Genomic DNA, 16,769 nt, shown 5'->3' with positions numbered 1-16,769 from the left:
GCTGCTAGCTGCTTTTCTTTTTGAATAAAGCGATAACCGTGAGCAGCAGCAGGGGCACCACAAACGCCGCAAATGTCCACACGGGATGGATCGTCGTAACGATGCGTCCCCACTCCGTTGCCCCATCAATGCTCACCAGTCCCATTAAGAAACCGATTAACGCTAACGGCATAACTAAGGCCTGATTATTTTGAAACCGAAACAACTGACTCAAATATAAATTAAGCACATATAGCGTAATGGTCGTTTTCATGAATGAGCCCAAAATCAGAGACATCCCGATAATCGACTCTATCCGTTGTATGATCTCCTGGAATTCGACGATCCGAGCGAGCGAAAAAAGCACATAGGGCTTCTCGCCGGCGAAGCTGCCAAAAATCATGATTGCGCAAATGGTAGACAAACAAAGCACAAAAATATTAATACCCAGCACAAACAGCATGGTCTTCGACAGCTTTCCGGTCGGCCCTTCGTTGACAAACGGCAGCAGCATGGCGAACAAGAATACCTCCACATAGGGAAAGCCGAAGGAGAAAAAGGCTCCATGCAGCACGGGCATAATCCCTTTCGGCATGATCGGGAGCAAAAAAGAAGGATTATAATCCGGGATCGCAATGATCAGTACCGCAAGGATACTTAGGGCTGTCAAAATCATCGTCAAAGTAAACATTCTCGCTATAACCTCAAGTCCCGCGCGCACCGTTAAAGCCGATATGGCGAAGATGAGGAAAGTAAAAGCATACATTGGCGTTTCTCTTAACATGGAGCTGACCATAAACAGGCCAACGTCGGTTACGATGGCCGATTGCATTTGAAATAGAAAGGATAGTGTAAAAACGGAAAAGAGGATCGTAAGCGGTGTTCCCATTAAATGGCGGCTATATTCCACAAAGGTCATCGTTGGATATCGCCGATGCAAGAATAAGATACAGGCTAAAATAATAAAACCTAAAGCCCCGGATAGGAGCAGAGAGAGCCAAGCTCCGTTATATGCCTTGCTAATCAGCGGACCCGGTATATTAATAATGGAGGAACCGGTCATAAAAACGAAAAACAGCACGCCCATCTGATATGCGCTTACCGTGTGCTTGTCGATGCTTTTCTCCTCCCTTATCCGCTGTTATGCATTCACATTTAAGTATTCGTCTATCGCTTTGGATATATTATCAAAAATAGGTACCATCAAATCGAAAAAATCGGGCCAATCCTTATTTACAACGAAGTCCATGCCCATATATAAGCAAAGGAAGCAGGCAATGGCATATATGCCTTTCTCTCCTTTGCTGATTTTTTTCAAGGTCAGCAAGTCATACAGCAGCATACCGCCAAAAGCTACAAATATGACTAGGATTCGCTCCATCATGCTTACTCACCCTTCTCCGCCTAACCGCCTGCCCCCGCCGGTTTACTGGATATCGTTCCGCTTGTGACAAGTCTCAATCTCACCTGAATAGTAAACGGAAGCTCGGCGAATTGCGTATCCCAATTCTTTTTCAATTGCTCCCATTTCCGAGGATCCTTGCGATAGATCATATCCGCAATTCCGATTACTTCCAGCTTATTCGATTGAAGGAATTTCATCGTGCTATTAATCTGCTCCGACAGTTGATCCTCCACTTTCTTGATGAATGCCATTTCAGCTTTGGCGCTGTTTATGTCGCTGCATTTAAGCTCTCCGATCGCGACATCTCCAACCAACGAGATATTGATTGATATTTGATCCCCTTGCATCCGAGGCTTCGTTTTTACGTTAAGCGAGATAACCTCCGCCGTTTCATATTCTCTGTTCTTTCCGGGACATTTGATCTCAATGACACCGGATTGGTAAGCATTGCGAAGCATAAGCAGCCCTTCCACCTTGGTAGAAGGCAGGACGACCTTCATTTTCCCGCCTTTTAAGAGGGCAAGCCCTGCCGCTGAAAAGATGTCCTTTAATTTTTTGTCCTCATACACAAAGGGAACAATGGCATTTCCGTTAGCGCTTCGCAGTTGAATCACCAAATCAAGCAGATTATAATCTACCGTTTTGGCCGAGGTGATGTAGGAGGATTCTTTCGCTCTTAAAAACTGCTGCGCGGTAGTCTGCTCGATTAACGGTTTTTTCTCAAACAGCCTGCCTGCAGCTCCCTTCGAGATCATGAGGGATACACTGCTTCTTGGCTCATGGTCCCGATAGAATAGATCCAGAAGATGGCCTAGATTATTGGACCGGGCCAGCTTCTCTCCCACAATAATGACACGCAGATGGCTCCATTGCGCTTTCCTCCCCAAGTGGATGGGAATGTCTCGAATCGCTTCCATCACCGAATCATCCCTGGTCTTAATATTAATGCTGGAGGCGCTGGTCGAGACGGAAGTTACCGTCGTCTGCGTCGAGGTTGGGCGGTAAATTTGCGTAGTTAATTCAATCTTCCCATCCTCGCCTTGGTCTAGAGCGACACCCATTACGAATCCTCGTTCTGTCAGCTCGAACTTGCTCCAACAACCGGAGATAATGAATAGGCCAAGCAGCATAGCTAGACAAAAAATTCCTCTTTTCATGATTCCTCATTCCTCATTCTTTCCGTTATACACCGGTTTGTGCTTATGATGATTTCGAGGATTACGCAGCAGCGTCTTGAGCGGTGCTCTCATAAAAACATCTCTCATCTCCTTTAACCGAAACGGCGCCAGCGGAGTCATGTAAGGCATCCCAAGCGAGCGCAGCTTGCTAACATGGAGCAAAAGGAACAATAAACAAATCATCATGCCGAACCCGCCCATAAGAGCCGCGCTGATCATGAGCGGAAACCTCAATATTCGCAATGCGATCGCAATGTTATATTGCGGAATCGAAAAAGAGGCAATGCCTGTTAAGGCCACAACGATAACCATAATCGGAGAAGCGATTCCTGCGCTAATCGCTGCATCTCCAATGACAAGCGCTCCTACGATGCTAACGGCGGAGCCTACCGGCCTAGGCAGCCTCACGCCAGCTTCCCGCATCAGCTCGAAAAAAAACTCCATGAGCAGCGCCTCGAAAAAAGCAGGCAGCGGTATGCCCTCACGGGCGTTAAGAACCGCCAAAAGCAAAACCGTAGGAATTAGCTCCGGGTGAAAGGTCGAAAGCGCAATGTAGATGCTCGGCAAGGTTAAGGCAATAAGAAAGGCCACGATGCGAAGCCAGCGCACCAAGGTTGCGATAAGCGTACGCTGGTAATAATCCTCGCTGGATTGAAAAAATTCGGTAAATAGGCCCGGACATAACAAAATGCCTCCCGTGCCCTGGCTGAGCACAACAATTTTCCCGGCGAGCAGTCCGGCAACGGCCATATCGGTCCGCTCCGTATAGCGGTACTGCGGAAAAGGCGAATAAGTGGAGTCCTCGATTAACTGCTCGATATAGGAGGTTTCCAAAATTTCAAGCTCTTTGATTTGCTCTATCCTCTTCTTGAACTCCGCCAGTACTTCTGCATCGACGGCATCATCGATATAGCCGTAGACGACTGTCGTTTTGGTCTCTCCGCCCGAAGTAATTCGTTCCAATTTGAATTTTGGCGTTTTTAAGCGCAGACGCAGCAAGCCTAGATTCTTCTGTAGATTTTCTACCGTACTTTCCCTTGGACCCTGTACGACGGATTCATTCACGGACTCATTAACTTGTCTTGTCTCTACGGATTCCGCTTTAAAGCTTAGAGCTTTATCCCATTGATCAAACAAAATGAGGAGACGGCCATTCGAGATCTCATCAACGACCAGCTGCAAATCGTTAATAACGACTGCTTTTTTTGACGATACGCCTTCATGCTCAAAAAATGAACGGATATCCTGCGGCGTCACATCCATGCCTGGACCAATCTCATGCGTGGCTAAGTCCTGCAGCGAAATTTTCATGTAATTAACGGTATCTTCCTGAACGAGCGATTCATAATATACCGAACATGCGGCATATTTCAGCTCAGGACCGTAGTTCCAATGCCTGAACACAATATCCGTGCTATTAGAAAAAATTTTTTGTAAATCATCAAGATTATCCTGCAGTTTTTCGGAAATGATTTTTTCCGGCGTATTAGAGGACTGATTGCCGTTTAAAGCCATTGTTCCGCTTGAACCGGATGTACCGGATTGCGTTACTCCTGAAGTACTGTTCGTCATGAAGAAACCACCTTGTTTCAGTTGGTTCCATTATTCCCCACTAGCGTCGCACTATACAAAAAGAGCCAAGAATCAGCAGGTTTGTCTTTCCTGCTGCCTCTCGGCCCATCTTATAAGCGAGTGCCTAAGCCACCGTCAAAATAATCGGCTTATCCTTCGTTATTATAATCGTATGCTCATGCTGAGCCGCGAAGCTTCTGTCCGGCGTACGCAGCGTCCAGCCATCACGCTGCTCGACAACGTAATCCGCGCCCATGGAGAGAAACGGCTCAATCGTAATAACCAGGCCCTCCTTCAGCGTACGTTTATCATGCTTATTATACGTTGGCGGTATTTGCGGCCATTCATGAACGGATCTGCCTACGCCATGGCTGCATAAATCATTAATGACCTTATATCCGCCCCGCTCCGCTTCGCTCTGAATGATCCTACCGATCTCGTTGATTTTCACGCCGTGCTTCAAAGAAGAAATAACCTTCATCATCGTATAGTGCGTATAACGGCACAGCCGGGTTACCGGCACGCTGTAAGGAGCAATTTGAAAGGAATGGCCCGTATCGGCCACGAATCCGTCTTTTTCTGCGCACACATCGATATTGATTAAATCCCCTGGCTTTAATACCCGGCTGCCGGGAATGCCGTGGGCCACCTCGTCATTAACGCTGATGCAGGTATGCCCGGGGAATTGAAAGGCTTTATGCGGTGCGGAAAATGCTCCATGGCTTGCTAGAATACGTCCCCCAAGCTCATCAAGCTCCTTCGTCGTCATGCCCGCTTTTGTTTGTCTCTTCATTTCGTTCATCGTCAAGGCGACGATTCGTCCGATCTCTTTCAGACCGTCTATGTCCATCTGTGAACCTACTGTCATTTGCCTGTCTCCTCTATGTATCTTCATTTAGCTTATAAACTTATAGAAATATTGGTGCTTAAACGGGCAGCCGGTATAAAGCAAAAGGTTCTCCATACCGATAGGGGCTGCTGATCGAGTCCAACTCCTTTTTTGTATCGGCGGTGAGCTGCAAGGTTACGCTTTTTAGATTTTCTGCGAGCTGCTCCACCTTTGTCGCGCCAACGATCACCGAGGATACGACCGGCTGCTGGAACAGCCAGGAAAGCGACAGTACGCTTGGCGTTGTATCGAATTGGCTGGCGAGCTTAGTTACTTTCTCACCTAACGCAATGGTTTGGCTGTTGATAAATCTCGTAAAATTGGGGTCGGTCTGCGCTCGCGAGCCCTGCGGCGCTAAATCCGCCGCGCTGTATTTCCCCGACAAAATGCCGCCTGCCAGCGGAAAATACGGAATGATGCCCACGCCTTGATCGAGGCACATCGGGATAAGCTCCTGCTCCGGCGTCCGATCCGCCAAAGAGTAGCTTACCTGGGTCGATACGAACCGGTTCAGCCCCAGCCGATCGCTGATGCCAAGCGATTTCATGAGCTCCCATGCATAATAATTCGATGCGCCGATGTAACGTACCTTGCCTGAGCGCACCATGTCCTCCAGCGTCCGCAGCGTTTCCTCCAGCGGCGTTTCCGGATCAAACGTATGGATCTGATAAAGATCGACATAGTCGGTTTTTAATCGTTTCAGGCTATTTTCAAGCTCCGTCTGCAAATGAAACCGGGATGAGCCCCGCTCGTTCGCGCCTGCTCCCCGGACTAAGCCCGCTTTAGTCGCTAATACGACGTTTTGGCGCTTTCCCTGCAGGGCCTGCCCAATGATTTTTTCCGATTCCGTCCCTGCATAAATATTAGCCGTATCCATAAAATTAATCCCATTGTCCAGCGCGAAGTCAATGATCCGCTTCGAAGCCTCATCATCCGCCCGTTTACCGAAAGCATTGGTGCCTAAACCGAGTGCGGACACTTTGAGACCGCTATTGCCGAGTCTGCGAAATTGCATAGCGTTCAGCTCCTTATTTCTATCATGATCATATTTATTAGCCTTATTATAGCAGTAGAATTTAATAAAAGCGGCAGCCTTGGACGAGAAAAAAGTCCTAGACTGCCGCTTTGTACCGCGTTAACCGATATAAACGACCGCGCCACCGCGCCGATATGCGCCCGGCAGCTCGCTCTCCAGCAGCTCCAGCCTGCGCAGCATATGCTCCTGATTGTCACCGCTCATGTTGGCGCGCACCCAGTCCTTTAATTTAGAAATCTCTTCCAGAATTTCGGGCACATCCTCTCTCTCCACATCCGTGCCGCCTTGGAATAAAGCGGCCCACTGGAGACCCAGCTCCTCAACCGCCGGTTCCCAATACTTTATATAGAAATCCTCAGTAGCGATCGGCAGCATGAACGAGCGTTCGAATTCATCTTCGGGATCAATGATAATGGCACTAATCGACATCTTACTTCACTCCAAATCGAATTTTAAATGTATAATCCGGGAATTCCTGACGCAGGCGGTTCAGGCTGTTCTCTGCCGCGGCACGCAGCTCCGGCGAGTCTCCATCCAACTGGAACTCGAAATCGCGGATCCCCTTGATCTCGTCCAGAGTCGGAATTTCCGCTGTGCCATCCGGCGTCGTCCGCGTTCCCACCGCCTTTTCCATCAGATTGTTGATCCGCGTCCTTGTTTTCTGATAGAGCTGCTTATCCGTAAACTGCTGCGGCGTCTGCTGCGGCTTGCCGGTTTTGGGATGAATGCGATCCAATCCTTGGGCTGACTTGGCTTCATAGAAAATACCGTTCTCGATATCGATACCGTCGAACTCGCCAAGTGCGCCATTGCGGCTGTCGTAAAGCTCTACGCCTTTATACTTCGCATGGCTCCAATGTACATAATCGTCTGATTTTTTCGGCAGGTCCTGTTCTTCGGGATCGGGTTTCTTGCCGGGCTCCTCCCCATCCGGCTTGCGGGGGCCGACTGGATCCGGTTTTTGGGGTACGTCAGGTTCAGGCTTGGTTCGGCGCTTGAACAGCTTCTCCAGCCATTCCTTGAGCCGGTCTCCGCCTTTCTTGGCTAAACGTCCAAACGGTACGCGGCTGAGCGCAAGAGCCAGTAACGCCGCGATGGCATTCTCAGGCGTGAGCAGCCGCTTGGGATCCCGGATGTTCTGTGCGATCTCGTGTCCGCTGCCCGGAATGCTCGCCGCAGTCAATGCGATTCCAAGCGCCGGCCAGAAGCCGACGAACAACAGGGAGAGTGCGAACGCCCCAAGCACGATTGCTCCCTTTTCCCCAAAACTGAGACGGTCCCACCAATTTTGGAGCGAGTCGAACATGCAGGAGAAGCAGGCGGTGTCTGCAGGATGGACGGAAGACTGCCAATAAGCCGCGCATCCCGCAAGCAGGCCTGCCCCAAACAGCAGCGCAATCAGTCCAGCTGCCATCCGGTAATGCAAATTCATCCGGCCGTTCAGATCATCCTGCACAGAAGCCGCCTCGGCATTGCCGTACAGCAAAGAGAAACCCATCTCCCGGCGCTCCCTCGACCAGGCCATTACGCTTGCGAACCTCCCCCTCCTCTGCAGAAAAGCTGCCATCATATGCCTCAGTTCCGTGAGCGGGTCGATAAACCGCTCCCCCCCCATCATCGGGAGCTGGCTCCTTACCCGGTTAAGTGCGATATAATCCCAGATGAGCCCTGCGGCTAACATCCACAGAAAGATACTCTTCGTCTGATAGCCGCTCCCGGTCCATTCGTGGAACTTCATGATCCAGTCCGGCAGAGAGTTCTGTCCGTTATAAGCGGCATGGTCCAGGATTGACCAGGACAGCAGCAGGGCAGGCAGGGCGAAGATAGCGTTCGTCAGCCTCCTGCGGCCGCGCACGGCCATCCCCAGTCCCAAAGCGACCAACGCCGTGTGCACGGGATGGCTGACCGTCATGAGGGTAGGAAAAAAGCTCTCTTCGAACCGCCCGGGAAATAAAGTCCAAAAATCCCAGTGGATCGTCTCTCCTCCCAGCATCGTCGTGCTGTAACCGAAAGTCCGCCCGATCACACCGGAGTTCAGCCACCTGCGAGCCAGCTCCTCCATGAGCTGGAAGCCGACTCCTGCGGCCGCTCCCGCCAGCGTATAGTCGCCCAGGCTCATCGCCGATGCCCGGCGCGAGAAGAGGAGATACAGCCCAAGTGGAAGCAGCTTCCACACCTCCTCCGCGATCGGAGTGAGTACCGCGACCGACCAAGTATCCGATGTACGTCCGCCAAACAAGCCGTGTACCGCCATAAGCGTCCCTGCCGTAATCGGGATCACGAGGACGATCCCGAGCAGCATGAATATCGCGGTCTGCTTCCAGGTAAATGTCTTACTCCGGCATAACAGCCAGAACTGCAGCATCACATAAAACGACCACAAATACTGCACCAGCATCGTTCTCGAATCCCGGTACAGGAACAGGCCAACAATGAACAGCAGCAGCGAGAGCCAGCACCATATCGCGTAAATGGTTTTAAGCCACGGATAACGCTTGGGTATCTCCCTTAGGAAGTGGTACGCTGCTTCAGCGTATTCCCTGACCCCGCTTCGAATCTGCCATATCTTATTCGTATTGTTCCCTCCTTAAACCAGCTTTCCGACTTCCCAAATCATACCCGAAAATGCAGTCATAGACACTTAAAAATGGATAGATTGAACAAAAATTGGACTTTATCCCTATCTGGTTCGAACCATGAATGTCAAAGGGACTGCCCCAAAAGTCATCGGGACCCTAACCAGGAGAAACCGGCCGTTACATACAGCTTATGTGCTTTCGATTATGACCTCGCACATAAATTCTGATATGATAGGACTAACTTATGAATCGGAACAAACGTTTCCGTTTGCGGAAAGGAATTGCGCAATATGAGTGCTCACTTATCCCGGCGAATCATAAAATTGCTTTGCGGCGACACCTTCTATGAGCGAGGGGACGCTTACCATAGAGATAGAAAGGTAACGATAACAAGCTCCGATCCGCAGGCGGGCAGCTATTCGGCCGCCGTGCACGGAAATAAACGCTATGAGGTGACGATTGAAATCGATCGGAACGGAGACGTCGAGGCGGTATGCACCTGTCTTGCTTTCAGCACCTACGATAAATATTGCATGCATGTGGCTGCTGCGCTTCTCCAAGTCCATGACGATCGGCAGGAAGACGATAAACCCGCTCGCGTCTATCCCTCCCTCTTGCATCCGGAGGATCGGCCCGGCGAGGATGACGAGGATGCGGAGGAATCCGGCTCCTCGCATCTGCAACCGCGCTTTGCTAAACCGGCAGGGCTTGAGACAGCCGATACCCGGCTTGCCGCCAGCATGCTGGGGCTATTCGGAAGCCGGCCGATCCGCTCGAGCGGCAGCCGTTCGCTCATCGACACGCGCACGGCTCTTGAAGTGGAGATCTCATGTAAGCTGCATCCTTTCGGCTATCGGAAATTCATGTTTGGCATTGAACTGAAGATCGGTCCTAAACGGCTGTATATCGTACAGCGAATCCGGGAGTTTCTGGAGAAGGCGGAGCAGCGGAAGCCGTTCGTTTTTTCGAAGCATTTTACGTATGATCCTAGCATTCACAGCTTCAAGCCCGAGGACGATGCCGTGATCCGGCAGCTTTATCAAATCTATCATCATGAAATGCTGGTTCGCCAATCCGCAAACCGGTTCTACCAAGCGGAAACGCCGGCCAGCGGCGAACGCATGCTGCTTGTTCCTCCGTTTTCTTGGGGCTCGCTGCTCCCCTTGCTGATGGCGGCTCCATCGGTCCAGCTCCATATCGGCAATCATACATTCCATGGGATCACAGTAAGCGACGAGACGATTCCTCTTCATTTCGCGTTCGATCAAGCGGCGGGCGAGGGGTATCAATTAAATATACAGGGCTTCGAGCAGATAACCTTAATGGAGGAGTATGAGCTTGTCATCACGGAAGGCCGCCTGCTTCGGCTGCAGCCGGAAACCAGCACGCGCCTTGCGGAGCTCAAGCAGCTGATCGACACCGCCCGCAAGCCCAAAATCCATATTGCGCCTGAACAAATGGAGCCTTTTATGGAGAGGGTCATACCCGGCTTAATGAAGCTGGGCAGCGTTCGGATCGCGGAAACCATCTCCGACCGCGTCTTGCAAACGCAGCTTAAAGCGAAGCTCTATTTGGATCGGGTCCGAGACCGGTTGGTTGCGGGGCTGGAATTTCAATACGGCGATATCGTGATTAACCCGCTTGAGGGCACCGGCAAGAGCCGCGGCACCGACCGGATCCTGATGCGCGACGGGGAACAGGAACGGCTCATCTTGGAGCTGATGGAGCTGGTGCCGTTCGCGAAGACAGAGGCTGGTTATTTCTCGGACGACGAGGATGCCGAATTTGAATTTCTTCACAACGTTATACCGCAGCTCGAAAAGCTGCTGACCGTATACGCTACCACCGCCGTGAAGGTGCGGATTGTGACTAAGCATGCTCCTCCTACCGTGACGGTTAACGTGGATGAGCGCACCGATTGGCTGGAATTCAAATTCGCCATGGACGGCATTCCGGACTCCGAAATCCGCAATCTCTTAAAATCCCTTGAGATCAAGCGCAAATATCACCGGCTGCCGGACGGCTCGTTATTGCCGCTTGAAGGCGCCGAATTTCAGGAAATTATTCGTTTCCTGAATGATGTCGGGCTTCGCCAAGGCGATCTTCAAGGCGCGGAATTTCGCCTGCCTGCCGTACGCGGCCTGCATCTCATCGATTCGAACGAGAACGGCAAAGCGGTCAAGCTCGGCAAAGCATTCCGGCGGCTGCTCGAAAACATGCGAAACCCGGACAATCTGGATTTCGCTGTTCCGGACAGCCTCGCCCCCGTGCTTCGCGACTATCAGAAATACGGCTATCAATGGATGAAGACGCTCGCCCATTATCATTTTGGCGGGATTCTCGCTGACGATATGGGACTTGGCAAAACGGTGCAGGCGATCGCGTTTATCGTCTCCGTTCTACCCGAGATCCGGGACCGTGAGCAGCCGGCTTTGATCGTTTCTCCCGCGTCTCTCGTCTACAACTGGCTGAACGAGCTCAAAAAATTCGCACCCGAGATCCGTGCGGTGATTGCGGACGGAACCAAAGCCGAGCGCAGCGGCGTACTGGCGGGCGGCATGGAGGCAGATGTCATCATCACCTCCTATCCCTTGCTGCGAAGGGATATCAAGCAGTACGCCAAGCAAAACTTCCACACGCTGATTATGGATGAGGCGCAGTATTTCAAAAACCATACGACACAGACCGCGCAGGCAGTCAAGACTATCGCGGCCGGCTATCGCTTCGCCTTGACGGGTACGCCCGTCGAAAATGCGCTGGAAGAGCTCTGGTCGATTTTTGGCGCCGTATTTCCCGAGTTATTCCCAAGCAGGCAAGCCTTTAACGAGCTTACGCGTGAGACTGTCGCGAGGCGTGTCCGCCCCTTCCTGCTGCGCAGGCTGAAAAGCGACGTATTGCAAGAGCTGCCGGAGAAAATCGAGTCGGTACAAGCATCCGAGCTGCTGCCGGAGCAGAAGCAGCTGTATGTCGGCTTCCTGGCGAAGCTGCAGCAGGAAACGGTGAAGCATTTGAACGAGGAAGGCTTCCAAAAAAACCGGATAAGAATTTTGGCAGGCATCACGCGGCTGCGCCAGCTCTGCTGCCATCCCGTGCTCTTTGTCGAGGACTACAAGGGCAGCTCCGCCAAATTCGAGCAGCTCCTCGAGATTATCGAGGAATGCCAAAGCGCAGGCAAACGTCTGCTTATTTTTTCCCAATTTACCGAAATGCTCGGTTTGATCGGCCGCGAGCTCGGTTACCGGGGCATCAGCTATTTCTACTTGGACGGACAAACGAAGACCTCCGAGCGCGTCGAGCTCTGCAACCGATTCAATGAAGGCGAACGCGATCTTTTCCTGCTTTCCTTAAAGGCCGGCGGTACGGGGCTAAACTTGACGGGCGCCGATACGGTTATTCTATATGACTTATGGTGGAACCCCGCCGTTGAACAACAAGCCGCGGACCGCGCGCACCGGATTGGCCAGAAAAACGTCGTTCAGGTCATCCGGCTCGTTACCCAAGGAACGGTCGAGGATAAAATGTACGAGCTCCAGCAAAAAAAGAAAAACCTCATCGATGAGGTCATTCAGCCCGGCCAGGAGGCGCTGTCTTCTCTCAGCGAGCAAGAAATTCGCGAGATTCTTATGATTCAATAAATAGGTGTAAGGTACAAAGCAAGCAAAATAAACAAAGCGGGGATCGATGCGATTCCCGCTTTGTTTATTTGCGCGCTATATGGCGTCCTCGCCGCTCTTTTGGTCGTATTCCTGTCTCGCCTTCTCGACTAGCGGAAAATATTCGGCTGTCCACAGCTTTAGATGGCTCATCGTACGGGTGAGCGATTCGCCAAGCGGAGTCAGAGAGTAATCCACGATCGGCGGTACGGACGGCGTAACTTCGCGCCGGACCAAGCCGTCCCTCTCCAGCTGCCGCAGCGTTTGGGTCAGCATTTTTTGCGATATGCCTTCGATTCGTCTTCTTGCTTCCCCGTACCGCAGGCTGCCGTCCTCTAAGGCATAGATGACTAACGCAGACCATTTGCTCGAAATAATCTCAAGCACACGCCGGTAGCTGCACTCGGTTATCGATATGTCGGCTTGCTTCGTTTCAACGCCTTCAGCCATACTCTTCCCTCCTTACGCACCTAAAGGTTCATAACGAACGATAAAGTGCCTACTTACTAAATATTAGTATATGCATTAATGTATGTCTACACCAACTAAAAGGAGAGATAACCATGAAAGTATATGCAATACAAGACGGCTTCGGATTGGATCATGTAAGACCATTGGAGAAACAAATCCCGGTTCCCGGCACAGGCGAGCTTCTGATCAAAATGCGTGCCGTTTCGCTCAACTCCCGTGACCTGGGAGTTATCGACGGCTTTTATAATCCCCATCTGAAGCTGCCTTTCATCCCCGTATCCGACGGGGTTGGCGAAGTGGTCGGTTTAGGGGAAAACGTGACCCGTTTCAAGCTGGGCCAGCGGGTGAGCGGCATCTTTACGCAGAGCTGGATTTCCGGCGAACCGACGCAAGAAGGTTGGGTAAGCACGCTGGGCAATCCGCTGGATGGGCTTCTCGCTGAATATGTCGTCTTACCCGAACAGGGACTGGTTCACGTGCCTGATCACTTGAGCGATGAGGAAGCTGCCACGCTTGCTTGTGCCGGAGTTACGGCATGGCATGCCGTCGTAGAGGAAGGCAAAGTCAAATCCGGCGACACGGTGCTCGTGCAAGGTACGGGCGGCGTCTCCCTATTCGCCCTCCAATTCGCGAAGCTTCACGGGGCTAACGTCATTTTAACATCGAGCAGCGACGATAAGCTGGAGCGCGCGAAAGCGCTGGGAGCCGATCAGGTCATCAATTACAAAAAGACGCCGGAATGGGATAAAGCGGTGCTTGAGCTTACCGATGGCCGAGGCGCCGATCTGGTTGTCGACCTTGGCGGAGCGGCTACGCTGAACCGATCGCTCCAGGCCCTTCGGGTAGGCGGACAAATTAGCATCATTGGCATCTTGTCGGGAGCCAGCGTTGAGAACTTCGATATTATAGCTGCCATTCTCCGAAAGGCGCGGCTGCAAGCCATTAATGTGGGCAGCCGGGACATGTTCGAGTCCATGAACAGCGCCATTGCGCAAAATGCGCTGCATCCGGTCATTGACCGCGTTTTCCCGTTTGAACAATCCGTTGATGCGCTGCGTTACTTATCCAAGGGGACGCATTTCGGAAAGGTGTGTATTTCGCTTTAATGCGTCAGGCTCCTGGAAGTAAAAAGGAAACAAGCTGGCTGCTGCAGCCAGCTTGTTTTTCTTTCCCAATTAAGGCATCAACAGGTGATCAATCTGCGCGGCTGCTGCCGTTAAGCCCTCCTGGACGGACAGCTCCTCTTGAAAAATTTTTGTCATATACGAAACATAGATCGCATCGATTCGGCTGTAGTTTTTCACCGGGGGGCGCAGGAAGGTATGGTCGAGCGCATCCGCAAAAGGATGAATAAACGATTCGCCCTGAACCTTGATATCCTTCGCTTCCAAATTCGTCGGAATGATGCCCGTCTGCGACATGGCCACTTGCGACTCCTTGTTGGTCATCCACTTCATGAAGATCCATGCCTGAAGCGGATGCTTGGAGCCCTTCATGCTGACAAGATGTTCTCCGCCCATAATCGAGGCTGGCCCATAGGCCGTCGAAAAAGGAACGGCCCATGTTGTGCTGATGGCTCTCTCCAGCTCCTTGCCTTGAAAGACGCTGTAAAACCAAGGCCCCTCATCCGTGACCAAAATATTGCCGGATTTCACGCCTTCCCAGTTATCAGCGCCGCCGTTAATCAAGGTCCCATCGATCAGATGCTCCTTATAAAGCATCAACAGCTGCTCTACCGCTTTGACGGTCCCTTCGCCGTCAAGGTATCCTGACGCCCTCGTATACGCCGCATCCGTCATGCGTCCGCCAAGCGCGTAGATATAAGGCAGGCTTTTCCAAGATTCCAGCCCGCCCATTCCAATCTTAAAGCGGTTCTTCCTAGCAAGCGCGATGACCTCTTGAAAGGTTCCGGGCGGCTCCGACAAACCGGCCCGCTTCAGCAGCGCGCGATTAAAGATAGCGACCTTCGTATTCATATTGACGGGCAGCGAGTAATACGCACCCGCATAATAACCTGCCGAGCCCGTATTGCTCTGCAGCGTCTGCGTGATCTTATCGAAATCATCGTAGTCGCTTAGCGGAAGCAAGAGCCCGCTCTGGGAAAACTCCGGTACCCAAACGATGTCCATCCGGACCACATCGGGCGCTTTGTTCGCCGAGGCCTTGGAAATAAGCGTATATTTCAGCTCCGCATTATTGCTTTGCCGGACAGGGACAACATGAATATGGGGATAGGCTTCCTCAAAGGCCGGAATGAGGCTGTCTTCCAATATCCGCGTCTCCTCGTCGCTGTACGTATGCCAGAATTCAATCTCGTATTCATCAGGATTGCTCATCTTCTCCACTTTGCTTTCTTTCGTTAGAATGGACTGCTGTCCGCAGCCCGAGGCGATGAGAAGCACCCCGATGATCATCAGCAGCTTTTTCACAAGCAGCACTCCTTCCGTCCGCTATTGCTGATGCTTCTCCCGGTATTCGACCGGAGTCATTTGCGTCATTTTCTTAAACAGCTTGCTAAAATATTTCACGTCGTTAAATCCCGATTTTTCCGCAATCTCGTATATTTTATATTCCTTTTGGACCAGCATCCGTTTGGCCTCCTGCAGCCTCAAATCGATCAGATAATCGATAAAATTTTGGCCCGACTGTTTTTTGAATAAATTCGATAAGTAGCTTTTGCTGACATGAATCGTATCCGCTACTTCCTGCAGCGTCAGATCCTCGCGGAAATGAAGCTTAATGTACGAAATAGCTTTCGTAATTAATTGTCCGCCGTGACCTTTGTCCTGCAAGCGAAGTCGGCCCGGATGTTCCATCTCCTCCAAGAAATGGCGAAGTGCCTTCTCAAGCTGATCGACGGTATCGCACCGCCAAATGTTATCCCGGTAATCCGACAGCGTCTTGGAATCTCCGTTCAAATAAGCATGCGCTGAGAGCAGCTCGTACGCCTCTCTCTTTACTTGCTCAGGAGCCATGCTTCCCTTCGACCATTTCGCGGCGAAGCCATCGATGACTTTCTTGGCGCTGCCCTCGGTGCGTATCCATTCGACCATGGCATGCATATTCTGGCCCTCGTATTCCTGTTCACTATCCTCTCCGTTTGAACGCGGCTCCCATGGAAACAGCTTGTCCGTGCCATCAAAAAAACGCCTCTGCCCGGCTGATTGGCTTCGCTTCAGCGCGATTTCAACCCGCTCCGCCGCCCGTTCTATACAGTAGCCTATGGAAACGGAAATGGACAGCTCGGCGGCAATTCTAACCTTGAAGCGTTGGAGCTTGGCTTCGCCGCCCTCCACGTAGGGATAGATAAGCAAAAGGCCGTCTCGCGATAGGACCGGTGCGCTGCCTTCTTGAAACTCCTCGTAAAACATCGCCTGCATATCCTCGTACATGATACTGATGTGCAAATCGCCGTACTGCTCCTGCCACTCGTTTAATCCGTCCGATACGATAAACGCACAGAGATACCTTTCATTTTGCCCGCCGAAAATATCGCTGAAGGTAAACTCCGGCCGGCTGGCTGCGAGCAGCCTAATGATCTCCTGCTCGGAGCGCCTGCGTTCCAGCAGGGTTAACTGCTGATCATACTGTTTTCTCTGCAGCGCTTGCCTTCGGCTGTTCGCCAGCATTTCTTGGCACCTTGCCAAAACGGCTAGGAGCTCGTCTGCTTCCAGAGACGGTTTGAGCAAATAATCGACCGCCCCGTTCTTCATGCCCTCGCGCACGTACTCGAACTCATTGTAGCTGCTAATCAGTACGATCTTCATTTGCGGGTTAATCTGAAGGGCATGGCGCGTAAGCTCCAAACCGTCCATCACCGGCATTTTAATATCCGTGATCAGGATGTCAATCGGACGGGAGCGCAGCAGCTCCAAGGCTTCTGCGCCGTTCGCGCAGCCTCCCGCCAAGGTGAGTCCTACCTTCTCCCAATCGATAAAGTTTTTAAGTCCATTTCTGATGATCGGCTCGTCGTCTACGATCAATACATGGTCGTTCACGTAATTCCC

General features: G+C 51.6%; 13 protein-coding genes. 2 read left to right on the top strand and 11 right to left on the bottom strand.

Features of this window, described 5'->3' with window-relative positions; genetic code table 11:
• Window positions 1-4: 4 nt before the first annotated feature.
• The 8 genes from MRBLPE1_RS32530 to MRBLPE1_RS32495 all read right to left on the bottom strand — a co-directional run bounded on the left by MRBLPE1_RS32530 (window position 5) and on the right by MRBLPE1_RS32495 (window position 8,457).
• A complete protein-coding gene (locus MRBLPE1_RS32530; RefSeq protein WP_364154623.1) occupies window positions 5-1,096 on the bottom strand; it encodes a GerAB/ArcD/ProY family transporter in 1,092 nt (363 codons plus the stop codon).
• 24 nt (window positions 1,097-1,120) lie between these two features.
• Window positions 1,121-1,363, bottom strand: coding sequence for a hypothetical protein (locus MRBLPE1_RS32525; RefSeq protein ID WP_364154533.1), 243 nt, complete (start codon window positions 1,361-1,363; stop codon window positions 1,121-1,123).
• Window positions 1,364-1,383: 20 nt separating this feature from the next.
• Entirely contained in the window at window positions 1,384-2,541 is a 1,158-nt protein-coding gene (locus MRBLPE1_RS32520; protein ID WP_364154531.1) for a Ger(x)C family spore germination protein, read from the bottom strand.
• Window positions 2,542-2,547: 6 nt separating this feature from the next.
• Complete coding sequence (locus MRBLPE1_RS32515; RefSeq protein ID WP_364154528.1) at window positions 2,548-4,134, bottom strand: spore germination protein; 1,587 nt, start codon at window positions 4,132-4,134, stop codon at window positions 2,548-2,550.
• A 124-nt stretch (window positions 4,135-4,258) separates the two neighbouring features.
• Window positions 4,259-5,002, bottom strand: coding sequence for a type I methionyl aminopeptidase (map, locus tag MRBLPE1_RS32510; protein WP_364154526.1), 744 nt, complete (start codon window positions 5,000-5,002; stop codon window positions 4,259-4,261).
• Between the two features lie 58 nt (window positions 5,003-5,060).
• Window positions 5,061-6,038, bottom strand: a complete 978-nt coding sequence (locus MRBLPE1_RS32505) for an aldo/keto reductase (RefSeq protein WP_364154524.1) — start codon at window positions 6,036-6,038, stop codon at window positions 5,061-5,063.
• Window positions 6,039-6,158: 120 nt separating this feature from the next.
• Window positions 6,159-6,488, bottom strand: coding sequence for a hypothetical protein (locus MRBLPE1_RS32500; RefSeq protein WP_364154522.1), 330 nt, complete (start codon window positions 6,486-6,488; stop codon window positions 6,159-6,161).
• A gap of 1 nt (window position 6,489) precedes the next feature.
• Window positions 6,490-8,457, bottom strand: a complete 1,968-nt coding sequence (locus MRBLPE1_RS32495; RefSeq protein WP_364154519.1) for a PrsW family glutamic-type intramembrane protease — start codon at window positions 8,455-8,457, stop codon at window positions 6,490-6,492.
• Window positions 8,458-8,928: 471 nt separating this feature from the next.
• Between MRBLPE1_RS32495 and MRBLPE1_RS32490 the strand changes: the two genes are divergently transcribed.
• Entirely contained in the window at window positions 8,929-12,273 is a 3,345-nt protein-coding gene (locus tag MRBLPE1_RS32490; RefSeq protein WP_364154517.1) for a DEAD/DEAH box helicase, read from the top strand.
• A gap of 75 nt (window positions 12,274-12,348) precedes the next feature.
• On the opposite strand, the gene MRBLPE1_RS32485 is transcribed toward MRBLPE1_RS32490, so the two are convergent.
• Entirely contained in the window at window positions 12,349-12,741 is a 393-nt protein-coding gene (locus MRBLPE1_RS32485) for a winged helix-turn-helix transcriptional regulator (RefSeq protein WP_364154514.1), read from the bottom strand.
• 113 nt (window positions 12,742-12,854) lie between these two features.
• Between MRBLPE1_RS32485 and MRBLPE1_RS32480 the strand changes: the two genes are divergently transcribed.
• Window positions 12,855-13,868, top strand: a complete 1,014-nt coding sequence (locus MRBLPE1_RS32480; RefSeq protein WP_364154512.1) for a zinc-dependent alcohol dehydrogenase family protein — start codon at window positions 12,855-12,857, stop codon at window positions 13,866-13,868.
• Between the two features lie 69 nt (window positions 13,869-13,937).
• Here the strand turns inward: MRBLPE1_RS32480 and MRBLPE1_RS32475 are convergent, their stop codons facing one another.
• Window positions 13,938-15,191 (bottom strand): extracellular solute-binding protein, encoded by a 1,254-nt coding sequence (locus MRBLPE1_RS32475; RefSeq protein ID WP_364154509.1) that lies wholly within the window; start codon window positions 15,189-15,191, stop codon window positions 13,938-13,940.
• A gap of 21 nt (window positions 15,192-15,212) precedes the next feature.
• Window positions 15,213-16,760, bottom strand: coding sequence for a response regulator transcription factor (locus MRBLPE1_RS32470; protein WP_364154507.1), 1,548 nt, complete (start codon window positions 16,758-16,760; stop codon window positions 15,213-15,215).
• Window positions 16,761-16,769: the final 9 nt, after the last annotated feature.

Source organism: Paenibacillus sp. LPE1-1-1.1 (assembly GCF_040676435.1).
Taxonomy (GTDB): domain Bacteria; phylum Bacillota; class Bacilli; order Paenibacillales; family Paenibacillaceae; genus Pristimantibacillus.
Note: the sequence above shows the minus strand (reverse complement) of the source record. Positions and strands in the feature narration are given on the sequence as shown.

Coding starts and splice junctions, on each gene's coding strand:
- MRBLPE1_RS32525 (WP_364154533.1), bottom strand. CDS start 1,363: ATGATGGAGCGAATCCTAGTCATATTTGTAGCTTTTGGCGGTATGCTG.
- MRBLPE1_RS32520 (WP_364154531.1), bottom strand. CDS start 2,541: ATGAAAAGAGGAATTTTTTGTCTAGCTATGCTGCTTGGCCTATTCATT.
- MRBLPE1_RS32515 (WP_364154528.1), bottom strand. CDS start 4,134: ATGACGAACAGTACTTCAGGAGTAACGCAATCCGGTACATCCGGTTCA.
- map (WP_364154526.1), bottom strand. CDS start 5,002: ATGACAGTAGGTTCACAGATGGACATAGACGGTCTGAAAGAGATCGGA.
- MRBLPE1_RS32505 (WP_364154524.1), bottom strand. CDS start 6,038: ATGCAATTTCGCAGACTCGGCAATAGCGGTCTCAAAGTGTCCGCACTC.
- MRBLPE1_RS32500 (WP_364154522.1), bottom strand. CDS start 6,488: ATGTCGATTAGTGCCATTATCATTGATCCCGAAGATGAATTCGAACGC.
- MRBLPE1_RS32495 (WP_364154519.1), bottom strand. CDS start 8,457: ATGCTGGTGCAGTATTTGTGGTCGTTTTATGTGATGCTGCAGTTCTGG.
- MRBLPE1_RS32490 (WP_364154517.1), top strand. CDS start 8,929: ATGAGTGCTCACTTATCCCGGCGAATCATAAAATTGCTTTGCGGCGAC.
- MRBLPE1_RS32485 (WP_364154514.1), bottom strand. CDS start 12,741: ATGGCTGAAGGCGTTGAAACGAAGCAAGCCGACATATCGATAACCGAG.
- MRBLPE1_RS32480 (WP_364154512.1), top strand. CDS start 12,855: ATGAAAGTATATGCAATACAAGACGGCTTCGGATTGGATCATGTAAGA.